Source organism: Streptomyces sp. NPDC017448 (genome assembly GCF_044330565.1).
In the GTDB taxonomy this organism is placed as follows: Bacteria; Actinomycetota; Actinomycetes; order Streptomycetales; family Streptomycetaceae; genus Streptomyces.
Genome location: NZ_JBIRLM010000004.1, coordinates 96,296 through 116,424 on the forward strand (window position 1 = coordinate 96,296; position 20,129 = coordinate 116,424).

The following is a 20,129-nucleotide window of genomic DNA, read 5'->3' on the forward strand; positions in this document are numbered from 1 at the left end:
CTGGTCCCGACCCTAGGCAGACGTGATTTCCCGAGCGTGACCCATTTGTTTCGCCCAAGTTAACCGGGGTGATCGCGTGCGGCATCTCCGCGACTGTTTCCGATGCCCCCGCCCGGCCGGGGGCAAACGCGGCCGCAGTACCGTGGACGGGTGGACAACAGGCAAGCAATCGGATCGTGGCTCTCGGGGCCCCGCGCGGCCGCCGAGGAGATGGGCGCCGACTTCGGCTACCGGGGCAAGGGGCTGGGGCTGCCCGAAGAGGGGCCCGGGGCGATCGCACCGCTCGGCCGGCGCTTCGGAGCCCTCTTCATCGACTGGACGCTCTGCATGCTGATCGCATACGGACTGTTCGCTCGCGGTGACCAGCAGGCCGCGGGGAACTGGGCTCTCGGGATCTTCCTCGTGATGAGCCTGCTCACCGTCGGCACCATCGGCTGCACCCCCGGCAAGCGGCTCCTGGGCATCCGGGTCGTCGCCGAGGGCGGCGGACGCCTCGGCTTCGGCCGGGTCGCCGTACGGACCGTCCTGCTCGCCCTCGCCATCCCCGCGCTCGTCTGGGACCGCGACGGCCGCGGCCTGCACGACCGGCTGTCCCGCGCCGTACAGGTCCGTATGTGACGCCCCGGGGCCGTATGTGACACCTCGGGTCCGTATGTGACGTCCCGGCGCTGCGGGTGACGTACCGCTCCGGATGCGGTGTCCGCGGCGGGGGAGGAACGGCGAACGGGGCGGCCCGGGGACCGACGATCGGTCCCCGGGCCGCCCCGTTTCTCACGCTCGCAGGCGCGGTCAGCGCATCTTTCCGCCGCGCGGCATCCGCATGCCCTTGGGCATCGGGCCCTTCGGCAGCGGCATGTTGCTCATCAGGTCGCCCATCGCGCGCAGCCGGTCGTTGGTGGTGGTCACCTGCGGGCCGGTCAGGACGCGGGGGAGCTTCAGCATCTTGGTGCGGACCTTCTTCAGCGGCACCTGGCCCTCGCCGTTGCCGACGATGATGTCGTGCACCGGCACGTCCACCACGATCCGGGCCATCTTCTTCTTCTCGGACGCCAGGAGGCCCTTCACCCGGTTCGGGTTGCCCTCGGCCACCAGGACGATGCCGGCCTTGCCGACCGCCCGGTGGACGACGTCCTGGCTGCGGTTCATCGCCACCGCCGGAGTGGTGGTCCAGCCGCGTCCGATCCGGTCCAGGACGGCGGCAGCGGCTCCGGGCTGCCCCTCCATCTGCCCGAACGCCGCCCGCTCGGCCCGGCGGCCGAAGACGATCGCCATCGCGAGGACGGCCAGCACGAAGCCCAGGATGCCCAGATAGACCGGGTGTCCGATCGCGAAGCCGATGCCGAGGAGGACACCGAACGTGACGATTCCGACACCCGCGACGATGAGACCGATCTTGCTGTCGGTCCGCCTGGTCATCTTGTAGGTCAGGGCGATCTGCTTGAGCCGCCCCGCGTTCTCGGCGCTGTCCGCGCCTTCAGTTTTTGCCTTCCTCGCCATGTATCGAAGTTTACGTGGCGGGTGGGCGGCCTAGGAACGGTGGTCGGCCACGGCGTCCAGGACGTACTCGGCCTCCACCCGGTCCTGGGCGCGGCGGCGGTCCTCCAGGACGGCCGTCCAGGCGTTGCGGCGGGCCGTGCGCTGGCCGCCGCTCAGCAGCAGCGACTCGACGGCGCGCAGGGCGGTGGTGACGGACGGAAGGGCGTGGGCGCGGACCGGTGCGGCCTGCATCGTGGTGTTCCCCCTCGGAACGGATGCGCCTGCGGGGCGCGGATGAGTGCGGGAAGCGGCGACCGGGGCGGCTGGGGCGGTGCGGCCGCCTGCGTACCCAGGGTCACTGTTCGGTGTTACCAGTGCGTGACCGGACGGTCAAACACCAATGAAGCCTTGTTTCCGGCGGAGTGCACGTCGAAGCGGTCCGTACGCGTCCCCGACCTGCGGGGAGCGTCCGGACCGCTTCGGCGCGCACGGGCCGCGAGGGGGCCGCTCGTGAGCGGATTCACACGGCCGGTGCGGCCTGGGCCGCCCCGGCCCCGGCGCTGCCGGAGGCGTCGCGCGCGTCCATCGCCTGCTGGAACAGCCGCCCCGCGCGGTACGAGGACCGCACCAGCGGGCCCGACATCACACCGGAGTAGCCGATCGCGTCGGCCTCGTCCTTCAGCTCGACGAACTCGTGCGGCTTCACCCAGCGCTCCACGGGGTGGTGCCGGACGGAGGGGCGCAGGTACTGCGTGATGGTGATGAGCTCGCACCCCGCGTCGTACAGGTCCTGGAGGGCCTCGCTGACCTCCTCGCGGGTCTCGCCCATGCCGAGGATCAGGTTGGACTTGGTCACCAGGCCGGCCTCGCGGGCCCGCGTGATGACCTCCAGGGAACGCTCGTAGCGGAAGCCGGGGCGGATGCGCTTGAAGATGCGCGGCACCGTCTCCACATTGTGCGCGAGCACCTCGGGGCGCGAGGAGAAGACCTCCGCGAGCTGCTCGGGCTCCGCGTTGAAGTCGGGGATCAGCAGCTCGACCTTGGTCGCGCCCGCCTCCCGCTCCGCGGTGAGGGTGTGGATCTGGCGGACCGTTTCGGCGTACAGCCAGGCGCCGCCGTCCTCCAGGTCGTCGCGGGCGACGCCGGTGATGGTGGCGTAGTTCAGGTCCATGGTGACGACGGACTCGCCGACCCGGCGGGGCTCGTCACGGTCCAGCGCCTGCGGCTTGCCCGTGTCGATCTGGCAGAAGTCGCAGCGGCGGGTGCACTGGTCGCCGCCGATGAGGAAGGTGGCCTCCCGGTCCTCCCAGCACTCGAAGATGTTGGGGCAGCCCGCCTCCTGGCAGACCGTGTGCAGCCCCTCGCCCTTCACCAGCTGCTGCAGCTGCTTGTACTCGGGGCCCATCTTCGCCCGCGTTTTGATCCACTCGGGCTTGCGCTCGATGGGGGTCTGGCTGTTTCGGACCTCCAGGCGCAGCATCTTGCGCCCGTCGGGTGCGACAGCGGACACTCCGGCTCCCCTTTGTTTTCTGCTGCGTCGGATCCGCGGGCTTCGCGTGGGATTCGCGAGGTACTCGCGCGGTATTCGCTTTCGATTCTTCGGCGGACCCCAGGGTACGCCCCTACATCAAACGGCCCTACGTCCGGCCAACCTGCGGCCGGCGGGGCCTATTCCCGGTGGGCGGCGACGGCCGGTTCCCCCGGCCGTACGCGCGGCCGCTCCGTACGGCCCCGGGCGCTACGCCGGAGCCGGGGCGGCGGGCTCCGGCCGCCCGACCTCGCGCGGTGCGAGGTCCGCGTTCTCCAGGACGTCCCGCAGGTGCTTCTCGACGACCGGCAGCACCTCCTCGATCGTGATCTCCCGGCCCAGCTCGTTGGAGAGCGAGGTGACCCCCGCGTCCCGGATGCCGCACGGCACGATCCGGTCGAACCAGGTGTTGTCCGGGTTCACGTTCAGTGCGAAGCCGTGCATGGTGACGCCCTTGGCGACCCGGATGCCGATCGCGGCGAGCTTGCGGTCCTCGCGGCGCTGGCCGGCGTTGGACGGGGCGTACTCCGGGCCGTTCAGCCGCGGGTCGAACTCCTCGTCCTGGAGCCGCGGGTCGAAGTCCAGCGAGAGCCCGCCCAGCGCCTGGCGCCGCTCGACCGGGTCGCCGAGCACCCAGACGCCGCTGCGGCCCTCGACCCGGGTGGTCTCCACGCCGAAGTCGGCGGCCGTGCGGATCAGGGCCTCCTCCAGCCGGCGCACATGTGCGACGACGTCGACCGGGCGCGGCAGCTTCTGGATCGGGTAGCCGACGAGTTGGCCCGGACCGTGCCAGGTGATCTTCCCGCCGCGGTCGACGTCGATCACCGGCGTACCGTCCAGCGGACGCTCGCTGTCGGCCGTACGGCGTCCCGCGGTGTAGACGGGCGGGTGCTCCAGGAGCAGGCAGGTGTCCGGCACCCGGTCCTCGAACCGGTCCGTGTGCACCTCACGCTGCTTCTGCCAAGCCTCCGTGTATTCGACGGCCTGTTCGCCGAAGCCCAGACGGACGAACCGCAGCTCGCTCACCGATGCCTCCCTACGCGGGCCCCGTCCGCCCGGAGGGGTGTCCCCGGCGCGACGGCGCCCTGCACTGATCGCGCCCGCATCCACTGTACGGCCGTCACCCGAACGGCTCCCCGCCAGGTGGAACGGCCGCCTCCCGCGCTTCCGCGCCCCGGGCTTTTCCGTCAGCTCCGACCGGAATCCTCACACGATCGGATGAACGTGGAGCAAAGGGTGGCCGCGACCGTTCCGGGGGCCGTTACATTCGCGCCGTTCCCATGAGGGCTGCCCGGTCGGCCCCGAAGGCAGGAGACCGTACAGCTGATGTCGGAACGACCCCCGCAGCGCACGCCCAACCGCCGACTCGCCTCGCTCATCGCGGAAGCCGGTTTCTCCCACGCCGGCCTGGCCCGCCGCGTCGATCAGCTCGGCCTCGAACACGGCCTGGACCTGCGGTACGACAAGACCTCGGTCACGCGATGGCTCCGGGGCCAGCAGCCGCGCGGCACCACCCCCGCGCTGATCGCCGAGGTCTTCACCCGGCGGCTCGGGCGGCGGCTCACCGCGCAGGACCTCGGACTGGACGCCTGCGCCCCCGTCTACGCGGGGCTGGAGTTCGCGGCCACCCCGACCGAGGCGATCGACATCGTCAGCGGCCTCTGGCGCAAGGACTCCGGCACCCACACCGAGCTGCGCAGGATCGCCTTCACCCCGGCCGGGCTCGTCGTGCCCAGCCGCGACTGGCTGATCGGCCGGGCCGACGAGTGGGTGGCCCGGGACGGCGGGGCCGCCCGCCGGGCCGGGGGAGAGGGCGGGGCCGCCACGCAGGGCCGCCCGGACGGGCCTCGGGGCCCCGAGGCCCGGAGCCCGGCGCGCCCGTCCGCCGGACACCAGCGGCCCGCACCGCCCGGCCCGGCCGCCACCCGCCCGGGCGGCGCGCATCCGCCCGCCGGAGGGCACGCGGGGGCCGCGGCGCTGCCGGTGGTGCCGCGCCAGCGTCGGACGGACCGCGGCGCCGGGCAGCGGGTCGGCGCCGGGGACGTGGCCGCGCTCCGCTCGGTCGGCGAGCTGTTCCACACCCTCGACCACGCGTACGGCGGCGGCCACGCCCGGCAGGCCCTCGTGCGGTACCTGGAGCACGAGGCGGAGCCGATGCTCCGGGGCACGTACGACGAGACCACCGGGAGGCGGCTGTTCGCCGCGGTCGCGGAGCTGACCCGGCTGGCCGGCTGGACCTCGTACGACATCGCCGCCCACGGCCTCGCCCAGCGGTACTTCGTCCAGGCGCTGCGGCTGGCCCAGGCCGCGGGGGACCGGGGCTACGGCGCCTACGTGCTGATCACGATGAGCCGCCAAGCGGTCTACCTGGGGCACGGCAGGGAGGCCGTCCAGCTCGCCCGGGTGGCCCAGCAGGGCATCGGCTCGGCCGCCCCGCCGCTGGTCCAGGCGCTGCTGCACGCGGTCGAGGCGCGCGGACACGGGGTGCTGGGGGAGGCCCGCTCCTGCACCGCCGCCCTGAGCCGGGCCGAGCACGCCCTGGAGACCGCGCGCCCCGGCGACGAGACGCCGCACTGGGCCCGCACCTTCGACGAGGCCCAGCTCGCGGACGAGCTGGGCCACTGCCACCGCGACCTCCAGCAGTGGCGGGCCGCCGCCCAGCACGCCGAGCGGTCGCTCCAGTTGCGCGCCCCGGCGTACGCCCGCAGCAGGCTGTTCTGCCGGGTGGTCCTCGCCTCGGCCCGGCTCGGCCTCGGCGAGCTGGAGCAGGCGTGCCTGCTGGGCGCGGAGGCGGCCCGGCAGGCGGCCGAGATGCGCTCGGTACGCGCCGCGGAGTACGTACGCGCCTTTGAACGCAGCCTGGAGCCCTACCGGGACGCGGTCGCCGTCCGCGGCTACCGCGACCGGGTCGCCGCCCTCGGCTGACCCCCGCCCGCTCCTCGCACGGCCCCCGGGTCGCACGTGGCCTCCGGACCGCCCCGGCGGCCTCCGCGTGCCCCGACGGGTCCGGCGGGAGCGCACGCCCTCGCCGGGGCTCATGCGGCCTCCGGCAGGCGGGGGCTCCCCTCACGGGCGCCCGGGAGGGCCAGGTCGGCGAGGAGGGCGTCCGCCGCCCGGCGGCCCGAGTGCAGCGCGCCCTGCACCGTGCTGGTGTCGCGGTGGTCGCCGCACACGTACAGCCCGGCCAGCACCCGCACCGGCCGGCGCGGATCGTGCGGGGCCTCCATCGCGGGCACCGCCTCGGGGTCGTGGCGGGCCGCCAGCAGCTCCCAGCGGTCCGTCGGCGCCCCGTACAGCGCCGCCAGGTGCGCCCGCACCGAGCGGTCCAGGTCGGGGGGCGGGGCCCCGAGCACCGTCGAGGTGATCAGCGTCCGGCCCTCCGGGGCCCGCGAGGGGTCGACCTCGCTCATCACGGCGGTGTGCGCCACCGGTCCCGACCGGTCGCCGTCCAGCACCAGCGACCGGCCCGTGGGCGGCGGGGCGGGCGCGGTGTGGTGCAGGACCGTCACCGGGTGGAAGGCCGGCACCCGCAGACCGGGCAGCAGCTCGGCCGCCGCCCCCGCCCCGGTCGCCAGCAGCAGGGAACGGCACCCCAGCTCGCCGTGCTCCTTGGTCCGTACGGATGTGGTGCCCACGGCCGTCACATGGACGCCCGTACGCACCGTTCCCGGAGGCAGGGAGGCCGCCAGCAGCTGCGGCAGCACGGCCGAACCCCCGGCCGGTACGCAGAGCCCGCCGCGCGCGTAGTCCCGCAGCGCGAGATCGGCGCACCTGCTCGACGTGGTGAGCGCGGGGTCGCTGAGCAGCGCCGTGAGCAAGGGGCGCAGGACGCCCTCCACCGTGCGGGCGGGCAGCCCGACACCGGGCAGGGCGTCGGCGACCGTCCGCTCCGGGCGGGCCAGCAGCCGGGCCTCGTCGGTGGCCGCCAGCCGGGACAGGGCCGCACCCAGCCGGGCCCGGTCGATCGCACCCGTCACCGCCCCGCCCCGGCCGCCGCCGCGCGCCGGAGCGCAGGGCTCCCGGCCGTTCGCGCTCCGCACCGACCCGTAAGCGTCGGGAGCGCCGACGGCCCCGGAGGCCCCCGAAGCCCGGGAAGCCCACGGGGCCCGGGGGGCCAGGGCCGTGCGGGAGGCGCGGGCCGCGCGGGACAGGCCCGGCGTGCGGGGGGCGCGATGGGGCCAAGGGGCGCTCGATCGGGTGCGTGCTGCCTTGAGTGCGCCCCTTGCGCTCCGTATGTCGCCGGTGAGCTGGCGGCGGCCCTCGGAGTGGACCAGGACCCCCGGCGCGAACTCCCGCAGCTCCAGGGGGCCGAGCCCCGGAGTGCCGGTCAGTTCGGGCCAGGAGCCGCTGAGCAGGGGGCCGAGGCGGTCGAGCCGGAACCCGTCCACCTCGTCGGTGGCGAGCCGGCCGCCCACCCGGGGTTCGGCCTCCAGGACACTGACGCCGAGCCCCGCCCTGATCAGCAGGTGGGCCGCCGACAGACCGGCGATGCCGGCCCCGATGATGATCACGTCTGCGTGGTATGCCGTGCTGCGCACGTGCCCCTCCCCGAGTCGGTGCGACTGGTGGGGGGTTATTCCCCCCAACGGGCCCCCGGAAAGCCGGAGTTCGCATCGAGGCTAGGAGGATGGCTGATACCGGGTCAGATGCGCGCCGGGGAGCACCGGGGCACGGGGTCGCACGCCCCCGCCCGAGGGCCGCCCGCCCGGGCCCCGGCCGGCCGGGCCCCGGGCCTCGCGCGGCTCGCCCGGCGGGGGGAGCGGTTCAGTCCAGCGCGGCGCGGATCGCCCCGTCGATACCGGGGAAGGCGAACGAGAACCCGGAGTCCAGCAGCTTCGCCGGGATCACGCGCTGGCTGCCCAGCACGTCCTCGGCGAACTCCCCGAGCACCAGCCGCAGCGCGGGCGCCGGCGCGGGCAGCAGGGTCGGACGGCGCAGCACCCGGCCCATCGCGGCGGTCACCTCGGCGTTGGTGACCGGCTTCGGCCCCGTCAGGTTCACCGGGCCGGTCAGCGACTCGGTGTCCAGGATGTGGCGCAGCGCCGCCACCTGGTCGTGCAGCGCGATGAAGCTCCAGTACTGGCGGCCGTTGCCCAGCTTCCCGCCCAGCCCCGCCCTGAAGAGGGGGAAGAGCCGCCCCCACGCCCCGCCCTCGCGGCCGACGACCAGGCCGGTCCGGGCGTGCACGGTACGCACCCCCGCTTCCTCGGCGGCGGCCGTGGCCGCCTCCCACTCCTCGCAGACCGAGGGCAGGAACCCGTCGCCGGGCGGCGCGCTCTCGTCCACCGGGGAGCTCCCGGTGTCGCCGTAGAAGCCGATGGCGGACCCCGAGAGCAGCACCCGGGGCGGGGTGTCGAGCGAAGCGACGGCCTCGGCGACGGCGGCGGTCCCCAGGACCCGGCTGTCCCGGATCTCCCGCTTGTAGGCGTCGGTCCAGCGGTGGTCGCCCACCCCCGCCCCGGCCAGGTGCACCACGGCGTCGCAGCCGACCAGCCCCGCCGCGTCCACGTAACCCCGCCGGGGATCCCACTCGACCTCGTCGCCGGTTCTCGCGGGCCGCCGCACCAGGCGGGCCACCTCGTGCCCGTCGGCGCGCAGCGAGCGCACCAGCGCCGCTCCGATGAGTCCGGACGATCCGCTGACGGCGATACGGGAGCTCGGCATGGGCTCATCCTGCCCCATGAAATGGCTCGAACACGGGGGGCGCCGCGTGGCACAGTGCTCCCATGGCCGCACTCTCCCTCCTTTCCGTCCGCCCCGCCACGCCCGCCGACGAGGCCGAACTCGCCGAGCTCGACCGGTCCACCTGGTCGTCCCTGCACGCGGTCGTACCCCCGCCCGTACCGCCCTACGAGCCCTTCTTCGGGGAGTGGCACCCGCCGGAGGAATTCCTCGTGGCGGAGGCGGCGGAGTCGGCGGAGTCGGCGGGGGGCGCCCCCCGCGTCGCCGGGTACCTGCGCCTCGCTCCGGCCACCCCGCTGGCCTCCAACGCCCACGTCCGCCAGATACGGGGGCTCGCCGTGGCGAACTGGGCGCGCGGGGCCGGGGCGGGGCGGCTCCTGCTGCGCGCCGCGTTCGACGAGGCCCGCCGCCAGGGCGCCAACCGGATCACCCTGCGGGTCCTCGCACACAACGAGCCCGCCCGCGCGCTGTACGCCTCCGAGGGCTTCGCCGTCGAAGGGGTCTTCCCCGGGGAGTTCTTCCTGAACGGGCGGTACGTGGACGACGTCTGCATGGGCCGCTCGCTCGACCCCGCCTGACAGGACGCGGAACCGGCGGGGCCCGGGTGGGGGCCGGGCCCCGGTCAGCGGGGCCCGAAGCGGTCCCACAGCTCGGGGAAGCGGGCGGCGAGCGCCTCCTCGTCCTCGAAGTCGACCGGGGCGCCCAGCGGCTCGGCGGGCTGCGGCGCCAGCCCCAGCTCCGGCGCGACCACGCCGGTGAGCTGCTCGTACGCCTCGTCCGCCGCGTACCCCAGCTCCTCCCCGTCCCCGTCGACCTCCTCGTCGAACTCCTCCAGCAGCTCCGCCAGGTCGTCCGGATCGTGCAGGGCCCCCTCGAAGACCTCCCGGCCCTGGCCGATCAGCCAGCAGCGGAACCAGTCGAAGGCGTCGTCGCTCGCCCCGCCCAGCAGCACGGCCGCCGCGCCCCACAGGTCCCAGCGGTAGGCCCGGTTGTAGCGGGCCTCGAAGTGCCGGGCGAAGTCCAGCACGGATTCGGGGTCGAGCTGCGTCAGCCGTTCCACGAGCAGCTCCGCGTGGTCCTCGGGGTCGCCTTCGGCGGCCTCGCGGGTGCTGTCGATGATCTCCCAGAATTCCGTTTCGTCCATCACGGGTACAGCATCCAGCCTGCCGGGTGCTCCCGCACGCGCAGCCGTCGAATTGAAGCCTTTCAGCGATACAGCTCGCGCAGGCGTTCGGCCGCTTCCGCGAACCGGGCCCGCAGCTCCTCGGGGGCCAGGACCTCCAACTCGGGGCCCAGCGCGAGCAGCTGGCCGTAGGCCACGTCCGGGGACTCCACCGGCAGCGTGAGCGTGCGCCACCCCTCCCGGTCCGGTGCGGACGCCTCCGCGAGCGCCGCCACGGCCGCCGCCCGGTCACCGGTGTACGCGAGCATCCGCGCCCCGCGCTCGGACACCCGTACGGTCACCTCCGTGCGCAGCAGGGAGCGGGCGAACGCGGCGGCGCGCTCCTCCCAGAACCCGGGCAGGTCGAAGGAATCGTCGCGCTCGAAGCGTTCCCCGGCCGGCTCCACGGCGGTGAAGCGGTCGATCCGGTAGACCCGGAAGTCCTCGCCGGCCCGCGCGCAGAGGTACCAGACGCCCGCCTTGAGGACGAGGCCGTAGGGAGCCAGCTGCCGCGCCACCTCCGTACGCTCCCGCTCACGGCCCCCGCCCCGGCGGTAGCGGACCCGCAGCAATCGGTCGTCCCAGACCGCGTCGGCGACGGCGGGCAGCAGCTCGGGGGTCTCCGGCTCGTGGTACCAGGACGGCGCGTCCAGGTGGAAGCGGCGGGCGGCGGAGGTGGAGGCGTCCCGCAGGGAGGGCAGGAGCGCCGCCGACACCTTGAGCCGGGCCGCCGACGCCGCGTCCTCCAGCCCCATCTCACGCAGGGCGGCGGGCAGCCCCGAGAGGAACAGGGCCTCCGCCTCGTCCCGGGCCAGCCCCGTCAGCCGGGTGCGGTACCCGCCGACGAGCCGGTAGCCGCCGGCCCGGCCGCGCTCCGCGTACACCGGCACCCCCGCGTCGGAGAGGGCCTGCGCGTCCCGGGTGACCGTACGCTCCGACACCTCCAGCTCGGCCGCCAGCTCGGCGGCGGTCATCGCGGGGCGGGCCTGCAGGAGCAGCACCATCTTGATCAGCCGGGCAGCACGCATGGGCCCATTGTCGCGGCAGCGGGTACGGAAGACCCCCGGCCGCCGGGCAGGCGCGCTGTCGGACGCGCCCGCCCGGTGACCGGGGGCTTCGGCATGGCGGAGGAACGGGGCTCAGAGGCCGTACCGCTCCCGGGCCTCCTTGACCGCCGAGGCCGGGACCTCGCCGCGCCTGGCGAGCTGGGCCAGCGAGGCCACCACGATCGACGGGGCGTCGACGCCGAAGTGGCGGCGGGCCGCGTCGCGGGTGTCGGAGAGGCCGAAGCCGTCCGTGCCGAGCGAGGACCAGTCCTGCTCCACCCACTGGCTGATCTGGTCCGGGACCTGGCGCATCCAGTCGCTGACCGCGAGCACCGGGCCCGGCGCGCCGGAGAGCGCCTGGGTCACGTACGGCACCCGCTGCTCGCCGTGGAGCAGCGCCTCGTCCGCCGCCAGCGCGTCGCGGCGCAGCTCGCCCCACGAGGTGGCGGACCAGACGTCGGCCGTGACGCCCCAGTCGGCGGCCAGCAGCTCCTGGGCCTCCAGGGCCCAGTGGATCGCCGTACCGGAGGCCAGCAGCTGCAGGCGCGGCGCGTCCGCCTTCGCGGGCGTGCCCTCCTTGAAGCGGTACAGGCCCTTGACGATGCCCTCCTCGACGCCCTCGGGCATCGCGGGCTGGGGCTTCGGCTCGTTGTAGACCGTCAGGTAGTAGAAGACGTCCGGGTCCTCGCCGGGAGCGGCGTGGCCGTACATCCTCCGCAGACCGTCCTTGACGATCACCGCGACCTCGTACGCGAACGCCGGGTCGTAGTTGAGCGAGGCCGGGTTGGTGGCCGCGATCAGGTGCGAGTGGCCGTCCGCGTGCTGGAGGCCCTCGCCCGTCAGGGTCGTGCGGCCCGCCGTGGCGCCGACGATGAAGCCCTTGCCCAGCTGGTCGGCGAGCTGCCACATCTGGTCGCCGGTCCGCTGCCACCCGAACATCGAGTAGAAGATGTAGAACGGGATCATCGTCTCGCCGTGCGTCGCGTACGACGTGGCGGCGGCGATGAAGTCGGCCATGGCCCCGGCCTCGGTGATCCCCTCGTTGAGGATCTGGCCGTCCTTGGCCTCCTTGTAGTACATCAGCTGGTCGCGGTCGACCGGCTCGTACGTCTGGCCCAGCGGCGAGTAGATGCCGGCCGACGGGAAGAGGGACTCCATACCGAAGGTACGGGCCTCGTCCGGGACGATCGGCACCCAGCGCCTGCCGGTCTCCTTGTCCCGCATCAGCTCCTTCACCAGGCGGACGAACGCCATGGTGGTGGCCATCTCCTGCTTGCCGGACCCCTTGTACAGGGCCTTGAACGCGCGCTCCTCGGGCTGCGGCAGCGGCGCGGAGGCGTGCATCCGGCGGGCCGGGGCGGGGCCGCCGAGGGCGGCGCGGCGCTCCTGGAGGTAGCGGACCTCGGGGGAGTCGGCGCCGGGGTGGCCGTAGGGGACCAGGCCGTCCTGGAAGGCGCTGTCGGGGATCGGGAGGCCGAGCAGCTCGCGCATGCCCTTGAACTCGTCGACCGACAGCTTCTTCATCTGGTGGTTGGCGTTCTTGGACTCGAAGCCCTTGCCGAGCGTGTAGCCCTTGACCGTCTGGGCCAGGATCACGGTCGGGGCGCCCTTGTGCTCGACCGCCGCCTTGTACGCCGCGTAGACCTTGCGGGCCTCGTGGCCGCCGCGCGAGGTGTAGAAGCACTCGGCGATCTTCGCGTCGGTCAGCAGCTTCGCCAGCTCGACGAGCGCGGGCTCGGCGCCGAAGAAGTGCTCGCGGATGTAGGCGACGTCGCGGGTGGCGTACGTCTGGAACTGCGCGTCCGGGACCTCGCGCAGGCGGCGCAGCAGCGCCCCCTGGGTGTCCAGCTGGAACAGCTCGTCCCAGGCGTTGCCCCAGAGCGTCTTGACGACGTTCCAGCCGGCCCCGCGGAACTGCGCCTCCAGCTCCTGGACCACGCGGAAGTTGGCGCGGACCGGGCCGTCGAGGCGCTGCAGGTTGCAGTTGATGACGAAGGTCAGGTTGTCGAGCTGCTCACGGGAGGCCAGCGCGAGGGCCGCCGTCGACTCGGGCTCGTCCATCTCGCCGTCGCCCAGGAACGCCCAGACGTGCGAGCCGGCCGTGTCCTTGATGTTCCGGTTGGCCAGATAGCGGTTGAAGCGCGCCTGGTAGATCGCCGAGAGCGGGCCGAGGCCCATCGACACGGTGGGGAACTCCCACAGCCAGGGCAGCCGCCGCGGGTGCGGGTAGGAGGGCAGGCCCTCGCCACCGGACTCCTGGCGGAAGTTGTCGAGGTGCTGCTCGGTGAGCCGGCCGTCCAGGAAGGCACGGGCGTAGATGCCGGGGGAGGCGTGGCCCTGGATGTAGAGCTGGTCGCCGGAGCCGTCCCCCTCCTTGCCGCGGAAGAAGTGGTTGAAGCCGGTCTCGTAGAGCCAGGCCGCCGAGGCGAAGGTGGCGATGTGGCCGCCGACCCCGTACCGGGCGCCCCGGGTGACCATCGCGGCCGCGTTCCAGCGGTTCCACGCGGTGATCCGCGACTCCATCTCCAGGTCGCCGTCGAACGCGGGCTCGGCGGCGGTCGGGATGGTGTTGACGTAGTCGGTCTCCAGCAGCTTGGGCAGCGCGAGACCGGCGCCCTCGGCGTGCTGCAGCGACCGGCGCATGAGGTACGCGGCGCGGTGCGGGCCGGCGGCCTTGGTGACGGCGTCCAGGGAGGCCGCCCACTCGGCGGTCTCCTCGGGGTCACGGTCCGGGAGCTGGTCGAGCTCGCTCGGAAGCTTTCCTACGGGGTCGGTCATGATCGCCGCCTTCCGGAGAGGAGGGGGGTGGAGAAGGCCCTGGCTGGCAGGACAGGGCGATGGGGCCGGTGGGCCCGCGAAGTGAACTGTAAGGCGCTGATCGATGATCGATCAAAGGATTGACGGTAAAACTTCTCGATACGAAGAAAAGTGGCATGGGGTGCCTCGAAAGGGGGCACGGAGTGACGCGAAAATGCATGCAAAAGGGGCGCTGACCTGCACGGAAGAGCAGACCCCCCGGCAGATGATCGAGCCGTGAGCCCTCCCGAAGCGGGGCCGGGGGAGCGGGGCTACGCGGTGGGAGCGGCCGCCCCGGAGTGCTCGGGGGCCGGGGCGCACCCCAGGACGTGCGCCTTCACCAGGGCACCGATGTGCGGATCCCCGGCGAGGAAGGCGTCGATGAGCGCCTGGTGCTCCTCCGCGTACGACTTCTGCACGGTGCCCAGCCAGCGGATCGACAGGGCCGTGAACACCTCGATGCCCAGCCCCTCCCAGGTGTGCAGCAGCACCGCGTTCCCGGCGGCCCGCACCAGCTCCCGGTGGAAGCCGACCGTGTGCCGCACCTGGGCCTCGCCGTCGGCCAGCCGGTCCGCCTCGTACAGGGCGGCCACATGGGGTTCCAGGGCCGAACAGTCCCGGCCGAGCACCGGCGCCGCCAGCTCGGCCGCGATCTGCTCCAGGCCGGCCCGGACCGGGTAGCTCTCCTCCAGGTCGGCGGCGGTGAGGTTGCGGACCCGGACGCCCTTGTTGGGGGCCGACTCGATCAGCCGCAGCGTCTCCAGTTCGCGCAGCGCCTCGCGCACGGGGGTCTGGCTGACCTCCAGCTCGGTGGCGATGCGGCGCTCCACGATCCGCTCGCCCGGCTTCCAGCGCCCGCTGACGATCCCCTCCACGATGTGCTCGCGGATCTGTTCGCGCAGCGAGTGGACGACGGGCGGGGTCATGGAGGGCTCCTTCAGGGCAGACCGGTGCTGCCTACATCATCACGGCGGCGGTGGGCCCCCTGTGGTGGTTAGACAATACGGCGGCGCCCCCGCCCGGAAGGGTTCCGGACGGGGGCGCCGCTGGTGAGGCTGGTTACAGCGGGAGCGTTCAGAGGCCGAGCTCGACCTCGAACTCACCGGCCTCCAGGATCGCCTTGACCGAGGTCAGGTAGCGGGCGGCGTCCGCGCCGTCCACCAGACGGTGGTCGTAGGAGAGCGAGAGGTACGTCATGTCGCGCACCGCGATGGTCTCGCCGAGGTCCGGGTGGTCGATGACCACGGGACGGCGGACCGTCGCGCCGATGCCCAGGATGGCGGCCTGGTTCGGCGGGACGATGACGGTGTCGAACAGGGCGCCGCGCGAACCGGTGTTGCTGATGGTGAAGGTGGCGCCCGACATGTCGTCCGGCGTCAGGCCGCCGCCGCGCGCCTTGCCCGCCAGCTCCGCGGTCTTCTTGGAGATGCCGGCGATGTTCAGGTCGCCCGCACCCTTGATGACCGGGGTCATCAGACCCTTCTCGGCGTCCACGGCGATGCCGATGTTCTCCGAGTCGAAGTACGTGATGGTGCCCTCGTCCTCGTTGATCCGGGCGTTGATGACCGGGTGGGCCTTCAGCGCCTGGGCCGCCGCCTTCACGAAGAACGGCATCGGGGACAGCTTGACGCCCTCACGGGCGGCGAACGCGGCCTTCGCCTGGTTGCGCAGCTTCATCAGCTTGGTGATGTCGACCTCGACGACCGAGGTCAGCTGGGCCTGCGAGTGCAGGGCCTTCATCATGTTGTCGCCGATGACCTTGCGCATGCGGGTCATCTTGACCGTCTGACCGCGCAGCGGGGACGCCTCCAGCTTCGGCGCGGCCTTGGCGGCGGCGGGGGCCGGGGCCGGAGTCGCGGCGGCGGCCTTGGCGGCCTCCGCGGCGGCGACGACGTCCTGCTTGCGGATACGGCCACCGACGCCGGTGCCCTTGACCGAGCCCAGGTCCACGTTGTTCTCGGACGCGAGCTTGCGGACCAGCGGCGTGACGTACGCGCCCTCGTCACCGGAGGCCGCGGCGGGAGCCGGAGCGGCGGGCTGCGCCGGAGCGGCGGGGGCGGGCTGGGCCGGAGCCGGAGCGGCGGGAGCCGCCGGGGCCGCGGGGGCGGCCGGAGCGGGAGCCTCCTGCTTGGGGGCCTCCTGGGCGGGGGCTTCCTGCTTCGGGGCCTCCTGCTTGGGGGCTTCCTGCTTGGGGGCCTCCTGCTTGGGGGCCTCCTGCTTGGGGGCCTCCTGCTTCGGAGCGGCGCCCGGGGCGCCGATCACGGCGAGCTTGGCGCCGACCTCGGCGGTCTCGTCCTCGCCGACCACGATCTCCAGCAGGACACCGGAGGCGGGGGCGGGGATCTCGGTGTCGACCTTGTCCGTGGAGACCTCGAGCAGCGGCTCGTCCTCGGCCACCTCCTCGCCGACCTCCTTGAGCCAGCGGGTGACGGTACCCTCGGTGACGCTCTCGCCGAGCGCGGGGAGGGTGACGTCGGTGCCCTCGGCGGACGAACCGCCGGAGACGGCCTCGGCGGTCGGGGCCTGGGCCGGAGCCTCGGTCTCGGTCGACGGGGCGGTGGGCGCCTCCTCGGCCTGCGGGGCCGGGGTGGAGGCGGACTCGGCGGCCGGGGCCTCCTCGGCGGCCGGGGCCGCGGCCTCTCCACCGCCGGAACCGTCGTCGATGACGGCCAGCTCGGCGCCGACCTCGACGGTCTCGTCCTCGGCGACCTTGATGGAGGTCAGCACACCGGACGCGGGGGCCGGGATCTCGGTGTCGACCTTGTCGGTCGAGACCTCGAGCAGCGGCTCGTCGGCCTCGACGCGCTCGCCCTCGGCCTTCAGCCAACGGGTGACAGTGCCCTCGGTGACGCTCTCGCCGAGCGCCGGAAGGGTTACGGAAACCGACATGGTTTCAGTTGCTCCTTACGAAAATGCGGAAGTGGTCGGTCGTCGCGCCCGGGACCGGGGGTCAGTCGTGGGCGTGGAGGGGCTTGCCGGCCAGCGCCAGGTGAGCCTCGCCCATCGCCTCGTTCTGCGTCGGGTGTGCGTGGATGAGCTGGGCGACCTCGGCGGGCAGCGCCTCCCAGTTGTAGATCAGCTGGGCTTCGCCGACCTGCTCGCCCATGCGGTCGCCCACCATGTGGACGCCGACCACGGCACCGTCCTTGACCTGGACGAGCTTGATCTCGCCCGCGGTCTTCAGGATCTTGCTCTTGCCGTTGCCCGCGAGGTTGTACTTGAGGGCGACGACCTTGTCCGCGCCGTAGATCTCCTTGGCCTTGGCCTCGGTGATGCCGACGGAGGCGACCTCGGGGTGGCAGTACGTCACCCGGGGCACGCCGTCGTAGTCGACCGGGACGGTCTTGAGGCCGGCGAGGCGCTCGGCGACCAGGATGCCCTCGGCGAAGCCGACGTGGGCGAGCTGGAGGGTCGGGACGAGGTCGCCCACGGCCGAGATCGTCGGGACGTTGGTCTGCATGTACTCGTCGACCAGGACGTAGCCGCGGTCCATCGCGACGCCCTGCTCCTCGTAACCGAGGCCCTGCGAGACCGGGCCGCGGCCGATCGCGACCAGCAGCACCTCCGCCTCGAAGGTCTTGCCGTCGGCGAGCGTCACGCGGACGCCGTCCTGGGTGTACTCGGCCTTGTCGAAGAAGGTGCCGAGGTTGAACTTGATGCCGCGCTTGCGGAACGCGCGCTCCAGCAGCTTGGAGCTGTTCTCGTCCTCGACCGGGACGAGGTGCTTGAGGCCCTCGACGATGGTGACCTCGGTGCCGAAGGACTTCCACGCGGAGGCGAACTCGACGCCGATGACGCCGCCGCCCAGCACGATCGCGGACTTCGGGACGCGGTCGAGCTTCAGCGCGTGGTCCGAGGAGATGATCCGGTCGCCGTCGATCTCCAGGCCGGGCAGCGACTTCGGCACGGAGCCGGTCGCCAGCAGCACGTGGCGGCCCTGGACGCGCTGGCCGTTCACGTCCACCGAGGTGGGGGAGGAGAGCTTGCCCTCGCCCTCGATGTAGTGGACCTTGCGCGAGGCGATGAGACCCTGGAGACCCTTGTACAGGCCCGAGATCACGTCGTCCTTGTACTTGTTGACGGCCTCCATGTCGATGCCCTCGAAGGTGGCCTTCACGCCGAACTGGGCCGACTCGCGGGCCTGGTCCGCGATCTCGCCCGCGTGCAGCAGCGCCTTCGTGGGAATGCAGCCGTTGTGCAGGCAGGTGCCGCCGACCTTGCCCTTCTCGATCAGGGCGACGTCCAGGCCCAGCTGCGCTCCGCGCAGGGCCGCGGCGTAACCGCCACTGCCACCGCCGAGGATCACTAGGTCGAAAACGGTGCTGGCGTCGTTCGCCACGTCACGTCCTCCATGCATGTGCGCCGTACGCCGGGCCCCGTCGCTGGGGTGTGACCGGCCGGTCGGCTGGTGTGCGGCCGCTTTATGTCTTCGGCCCTGTGGTGGGGGCCCTGTCCTGCCGAGAACCCATCTTCGCACTTGTCGACGGTGGGCGGGACGCGGGGCCCGGGTCCGGGACGGATGATCGTCCGTTCCGGAGGGTTACTGCTGCGTAGATGCCTACGGAGGCGGCCGGTGTTCGTCGAGAGCGAAACCCCTCTCTCTTCTCACCGGTCTCGCCCGGACAACACGTACGGCCCCGGACGTATGCCCGGGGCCGTACGCGTCGGCTCCCTGCTCGGGGGCGCCCCGCGTCGCGGGTCCGGTCGGGATCCGCCGGGCGCCCCCGGCTCAGCCGAGGTCGCCGTCGGCGGTGCGCTCGGCGAGGCGCACCAGGGTGCGGACCGCGGAGCCGGTGCCGCCCTTGGGCGTGTAGCCGTACGGAGCGCCCTCGTGGAAGGCCGGGCCCGCGATGTCCAGGTGCGCCCAGGCGATGCCCTCGCCCACGAACTCCTTCAGGAACAGGCCGGCCACCAGGCCGCCGCCCATGCGCTCGCCCATGTTGGCGATGTCGGCGGTGGGGGAGTCCATGCCCTTGCGCAGGTCGGCGGGGAGCGGCATCGGCCAGGACGCCTCGCCGACCTCCTCGGCGATCTCGTGGATCGACGTACGGAAGGCGTCGTCGTTGGCCATGATGCCGAAGGTGCGGTTGCCGAGCGCCAGCACCATCGCGCCGGTCAGGGTCGCCACGTCGACGATCGCGTCCGGCTTCTCCTCCGAGGCGCGGGTCAGCGCGTCGGCCAGGACGAGCCGGCCCTCGGCGTCGGTGTTGAGGACCTCGACGGTCTTGCCGCTGTACATGCGCAGCACGTCACCGGGGCGGGTGGCGTTGCCGGAGGGCATGTTCTCGGCCAGCGCCAGCCAGCCGGTGACGTTGACCTTCAGCCCCAGGCGGGCGGCCGAGACGACGGCGGCGAACACGGCGGCCGCACCGCTCATGTCGCACTTCATCGTCTCGTTGTGACCGGCCGGCTTGAGCGAGATGCCGCCCGAGTCGTAGGTGATGCCCTTGCCCACGAGGGCCAGGGTCTTCTCCGCCTTGGGGTGCGTGTAGGCGAGCTTCACCAGGCGCGGGCCGTTGGCGGAGCCCTGGCCGACGCCGAGGAGGCCGCCGTAGCCGCCCTTGACGAGCGCCTTCTCGTCGAGGACCTGGACCTTGATGCCGTGCTCCTTGCCGGCGGCGGTGGCCACGGCGGCGAAGGACTCGGGGTACAGGTCGTTCGGCGGGGTGTTGATCAGGTCGCGGGCCCGGTTGATCTCCTCGGCCAGCGCCAGGGCGCGCTCGACGGCCGCCTTGTACGCCTTGTCGCGCGCCTTGCCGCCGAGCAGGACCACCTCGGCGAGGGGCTGCTTCGGACCGCTGTCCTTGGACTTCGCGTCCTTGGGGGCCAGCTTGTCCTCGCCGCCCTGGTAGGCGGTGAAGGCGTAGGCGCCCAGGAGCGCGCCCTCGGCGACGGCGGCGGCGTCCTCGACGGTGCCGGCGGGCAGCGCGAAGCCCGCCTTCTTGGCGCCGGAGAGCGCACGGGCGGCGGTGCCCGCCGCGCGGCGCAGCGCCTCGGCGTCGTACGCGTCCTCCTTGTCCGGGACCGGACCGAGGCCGACCACGACGACGACCGGGGCCTTGAGGCCGGACGCGGCGGGCAGCTTGGTCAGTTCGCCCTCGGCACCGGTGGCGCCGAGGGTCTCCAGGACGGCGGCGAGCTTTCCGTCGAACGCCTTGTCCACGGCCTCGGAACCCGGTGCGAGGACCAGGCCCGACTTCGGCCCAGTGCCCTTGGCGACGCCGACGACGAGTGCGTCGGCGCGCAGCGTCGCCGCACCGGCAGTGCTGAGAGTGAGAGCAGTCACGGTGGTGAAATCTCGCTTCCGTTGAGTTCGAGGTCGGTCGAGGGGTGGGCCGACCCTGCCCGGCGCATCGTAGACGCCCGGGCGATGTGCCGGGAATGAGCCTACGCGCGCGGATCCCGCTCGGTGACGGCGGCGGGCCCTCCCGACGGCTCC

16 protein-coding genes are annotated in these 20,129 nt (G+C 73.2%); 3 read left to right on the top strand and 13 right to left on the bottom strand.

The features are described 5' to 3' along the window. Positions 1–210: 210 nt before the first annotated feature. Complete coding sequence (locus tag ACH4K1_RS09440) at positions 211–618, top strand: RDD family protein (RefSeq protein WP_398088407.1); 408 nt, start codon at positions 211–213, stop codon at positions 616–618. A gap of 171 nt (positions 619–789) precedes the next feature. Here the strand turns inward: ACH4K1_RS09440 and ACH4K1_RS09445 are convergent, their stop codons facing one another. From ACH4K1_RS09445 to lipB, 4 genes are all read right to left on the bottom strand, one after another. Further along, positions 790–1,497 (bottom strand): DUF4191 domain-containing protein, encoded by a 708-nt coding sequence (locus tag ACH4K1_RS09445; RefSeq protein ID WP_073769429.1) that lies wholly within the window; start codon positions 1,495–1,497, stop codon positions 790–792. A gap of 30 nt (positions 1,498–1,527) precedes the next feature. Then, a complete protein-coding gene (locus ACH4K1_RS09450) occupies positions 1,528–1,728 on the bottom strand; it encodes a hypothetical protein (RefSeq protein ID WP_398088048.1) in 201 nt (66 codons plus the stop codon). A 268-nt stretch (positions 1,729–1,996) separates the two neighbouring features. Further along, entirely contained in the window at positions 1,997–2,986 is a 990-nt protein-coding gene (gene lipA / locus ACH4K1_RS09455) for a lipoyl synthase (RefSeq protein ID WP_398088050.1), read from the bottom strand. Between the two features lie 228 nt (positions 2,987–3,214). Then, on the bottom strand, positions 3,215–4,030 hold the full coding sequence (gene lipB, locus ACH4K1_RS09460; RefSeq protein WP_398088051.1) for a lipoyl(octanoyl) transferase LipB: 816 nt from the start codon (positions 4,028–4,030) through the stop codon (positions 3,215–3,217). 300 nt (positions 4,031–4,330) lie between these two features. On the opposite strand from lipB, the gene ACH4K1_RS09465 reads away from it, so the two are divergent. Beyond that, the gene (locus ACH4K1_RS09465) at positions 4,331–5,929 is read left to right on the top strand and encodes a regulator (RefSeq protein WP_398088053.1); all 1,599 of its coding nucleotides are present in this window, start codon (positions 4,331–4,333) and stop codon (positions 5,927–5,929) included. 110 nt (positions 5,930–6,039) lie between these two features. Here ACH4K1_RS09465 and ACH4K1_RS09470 read toward each other — a convergent pair whose 3' ends face one another. Continuing rightward, positions 6,040–7,542: an FAD-dependent oxidoreductase gene (locus tag ACH4K1_RS09470; RefSeq protein WP_398088055.1), complete on the bottom strand. Its 1,503-nt coding sequence runs from the start codon at positions 7,540–7,542 to the stop codon at positions 6,040–6,042. Between the two features lie 226 nt (positions 7,543–7,768). Continuing rightward, positions 7,769–8,668, bottom strand: coding sequence for a TIGR01777 family oxidoreductase (locus ACH4K1_RS09475; protein WP_398088057.1), 900 nt, complete (start codon positions 8,666–8,668; stop codon positions 7,769–7,771). A gap of 62 nt (positions 8,669–8,730) precedes the next feature. On the opposite strand from ACH4K1_RS09475, the gene ACH4K1_RS09480 reads away from it, so the two are divergent. After that, complete coding sequence (locus tag ACH4K1_RS09480; protein ID WP_398088059.1) at positions 8,731–9,264, top strand: GNAT family N-acetyltransferase; 534 nt, start codon at positions 8,731–8,733, stop codon at positions 9,262–9,264. Between the two features lie 44 nt (positions 9,265–9,308). On the opposite strand, the gene ACH4K1_RS09485 is transcribed toward ACH4K1_RS09480, so the two are convergent. The 7 genes from ACH4K1_RS09485 to ACH4K1_RS09515 all read right to left on the bottom strand — a co-directional run bounded on the left by ACH4K1_RS09485 (position 9,309) and on the right by ACH4K1_RS09515 (position 19,976). Continuing rightward, a complete protein-coding gene (locus ACH4K1_RS09485) occupies positions 9,309–9,830 on the bottom strand; it encodes a DUF4240 domain-containing protein (RefSeq protein ID WP_398088061.1) in 522 nt (173 codons plus the stop codon). Between the two features lie 62 nt (positions 9,831–9,892). Then, complete coding sequence (locus tag ACH4K1_RS09490) at positions 9,893–10,876, bottom strand: helix-turn-helix transcriptional regulator (RefSeq protein WP_398088063.1); 984 nt, start codon at positions 10,874–10,876, stop codon at positions 9,893–9,895. Between the two features lie 111 nt (positions 10,877–10,987). Further along, complete coding sequence (gene aceE / locus ACH4K1_RS09495; RefSeq protein WP_398088065.1) at positions 10,988–13,672, bottom strand: pyruvate dehydrogenase (acetyl-transferring), homodimeric type; 2,685 nt, start codon at positions 13,670–13,672, stop codon at positions 10,988–10,990. A gap of 290 nt (positions 13,673–13,962) precedes the next feature. Further along, complete coding sequence (locus ACH4K1_RS09500) at positions 13,963–14,616, bottom strand: GntR family transcriptional regulator (protein WP_228992980.1); 654 nt, start codon at positions 14,614–14,616, stop codon at positions 13,963–13,965. Between the two features lie 148 nt (positions 14,617–14,764). After that, entirely contained in the window at positions 14,765–16,579 is a 1,815-nt protein-coding gene (sucB, locus tag ACH4K1_RS09505; protein WP_398088067.1) for a 2-oxoglutarate dehydrogenase, E2 component, dihydrolipoamide succinyltransferase, read from the bottom strand. 61 nt (positions 16,580–16,640) lie between these two features. Continuing rightward, complete coding sequence (gene lpdA / locus ACH4K1_RS09510; protein WP_228995293.1) at positions 16,641–18,029, bottom strand: dihydrolipoyl dehydrogenase; 1,389 nt, start codon at positions 18,027–18,029, stop codon at positions 16,641–16,643. 390 nt (positions 18,030–18,419) lie between these two features. Then, positions 18,420–19,976, bottom strand: a complete 1,557-nt coding sequence (locus ACH4K1_RS09515; RefSeq protein ID WP_398088068.1) for a leucyl aminopeptidase — start codon at positions 19,974–19,976, stop codon at positions 18,420–18,422. Positions 19,977–20,129 lie beyond the last annotated feature (153 nt).

Coding starts and splice junctions, on each gene's coding strand:
- ACH4K1_RS09440 (WP_398088407.1), top strand. CDS start 211: ATGGGCGCCGACTTCGGCTACCGGGGCAAGGGGCTGGGGCTGCCCGAA.
- ACH4K1_RS09445 (WP_073769429.1), bottom strand. CDS start 1,497: ATGGCGAGGAAGGCAAAAACTGAAGGCGCGGACAGCGCCGAGAACGCG.
- ACH4K1_RS09450 (WP_398088048.1), bottom strand. CDS start 1,728: ATGCAGGCCGCACCGGTCCGCGCCCACGCCCTTCCGTCCGTCACCACC.
- ACH4K1_RS09465 (WP_398088053.1), top strand. CDS start 4,331: ATGTCGGAACGACCCCCGCAGCGCACGCCCAACCGCCGACTCGCCTCG.
- ACH4K1_RS09475 (WP_398088057.1), bottom strand. CDS start 8,668: ATGCCGAGCTCCCGTATCGCCGTCAGCGGATCGTCCGGACTCATCGGA.
- ACH4K1_RS09480 (WP_398088059.1), top strand. CDS start 8,731: ATGGCCGCACTCTCCCTCCTTTCCGTCCGCCCCGCCACGCCCGCCGAC.
- ACH4K1_RS09485 (WP_398088061.1), bottom strand. CDS start 9,830: ATGGACGAAACGGAATTCTGGGAGATCATCGACAGCACCCGCGAGGCC.
- ACH4K1_RS09490 (WP_398088063.1), bottom strand. CDS start 10,876: ATGCGTGCTGCCCGGCTGATCAAGATGGTGCTGCTCCTGCAGGCCCGC.
- aceE (WP_398088065.1), bottom strand. CDS start 13,672: ATGACCGACCCCGTAGGAAAGCTTCCGAGCGAGCTCGACCAGCTCCCG.
- ACH4K1_RS09500 (WP_228992980.1), bottom strand. CDS start 14,616: ATGACCCCGCCCGTCGTCCACTCGCTGCGCGAACAGATCCGCGAGCAC.
- sucB (WP_398088067.1), bottom strand. CDS start 16,579: ATGTCGGTTTCCGTAACCCTTCCGGCGCTCGGCGAGAGCGTCACCGAG.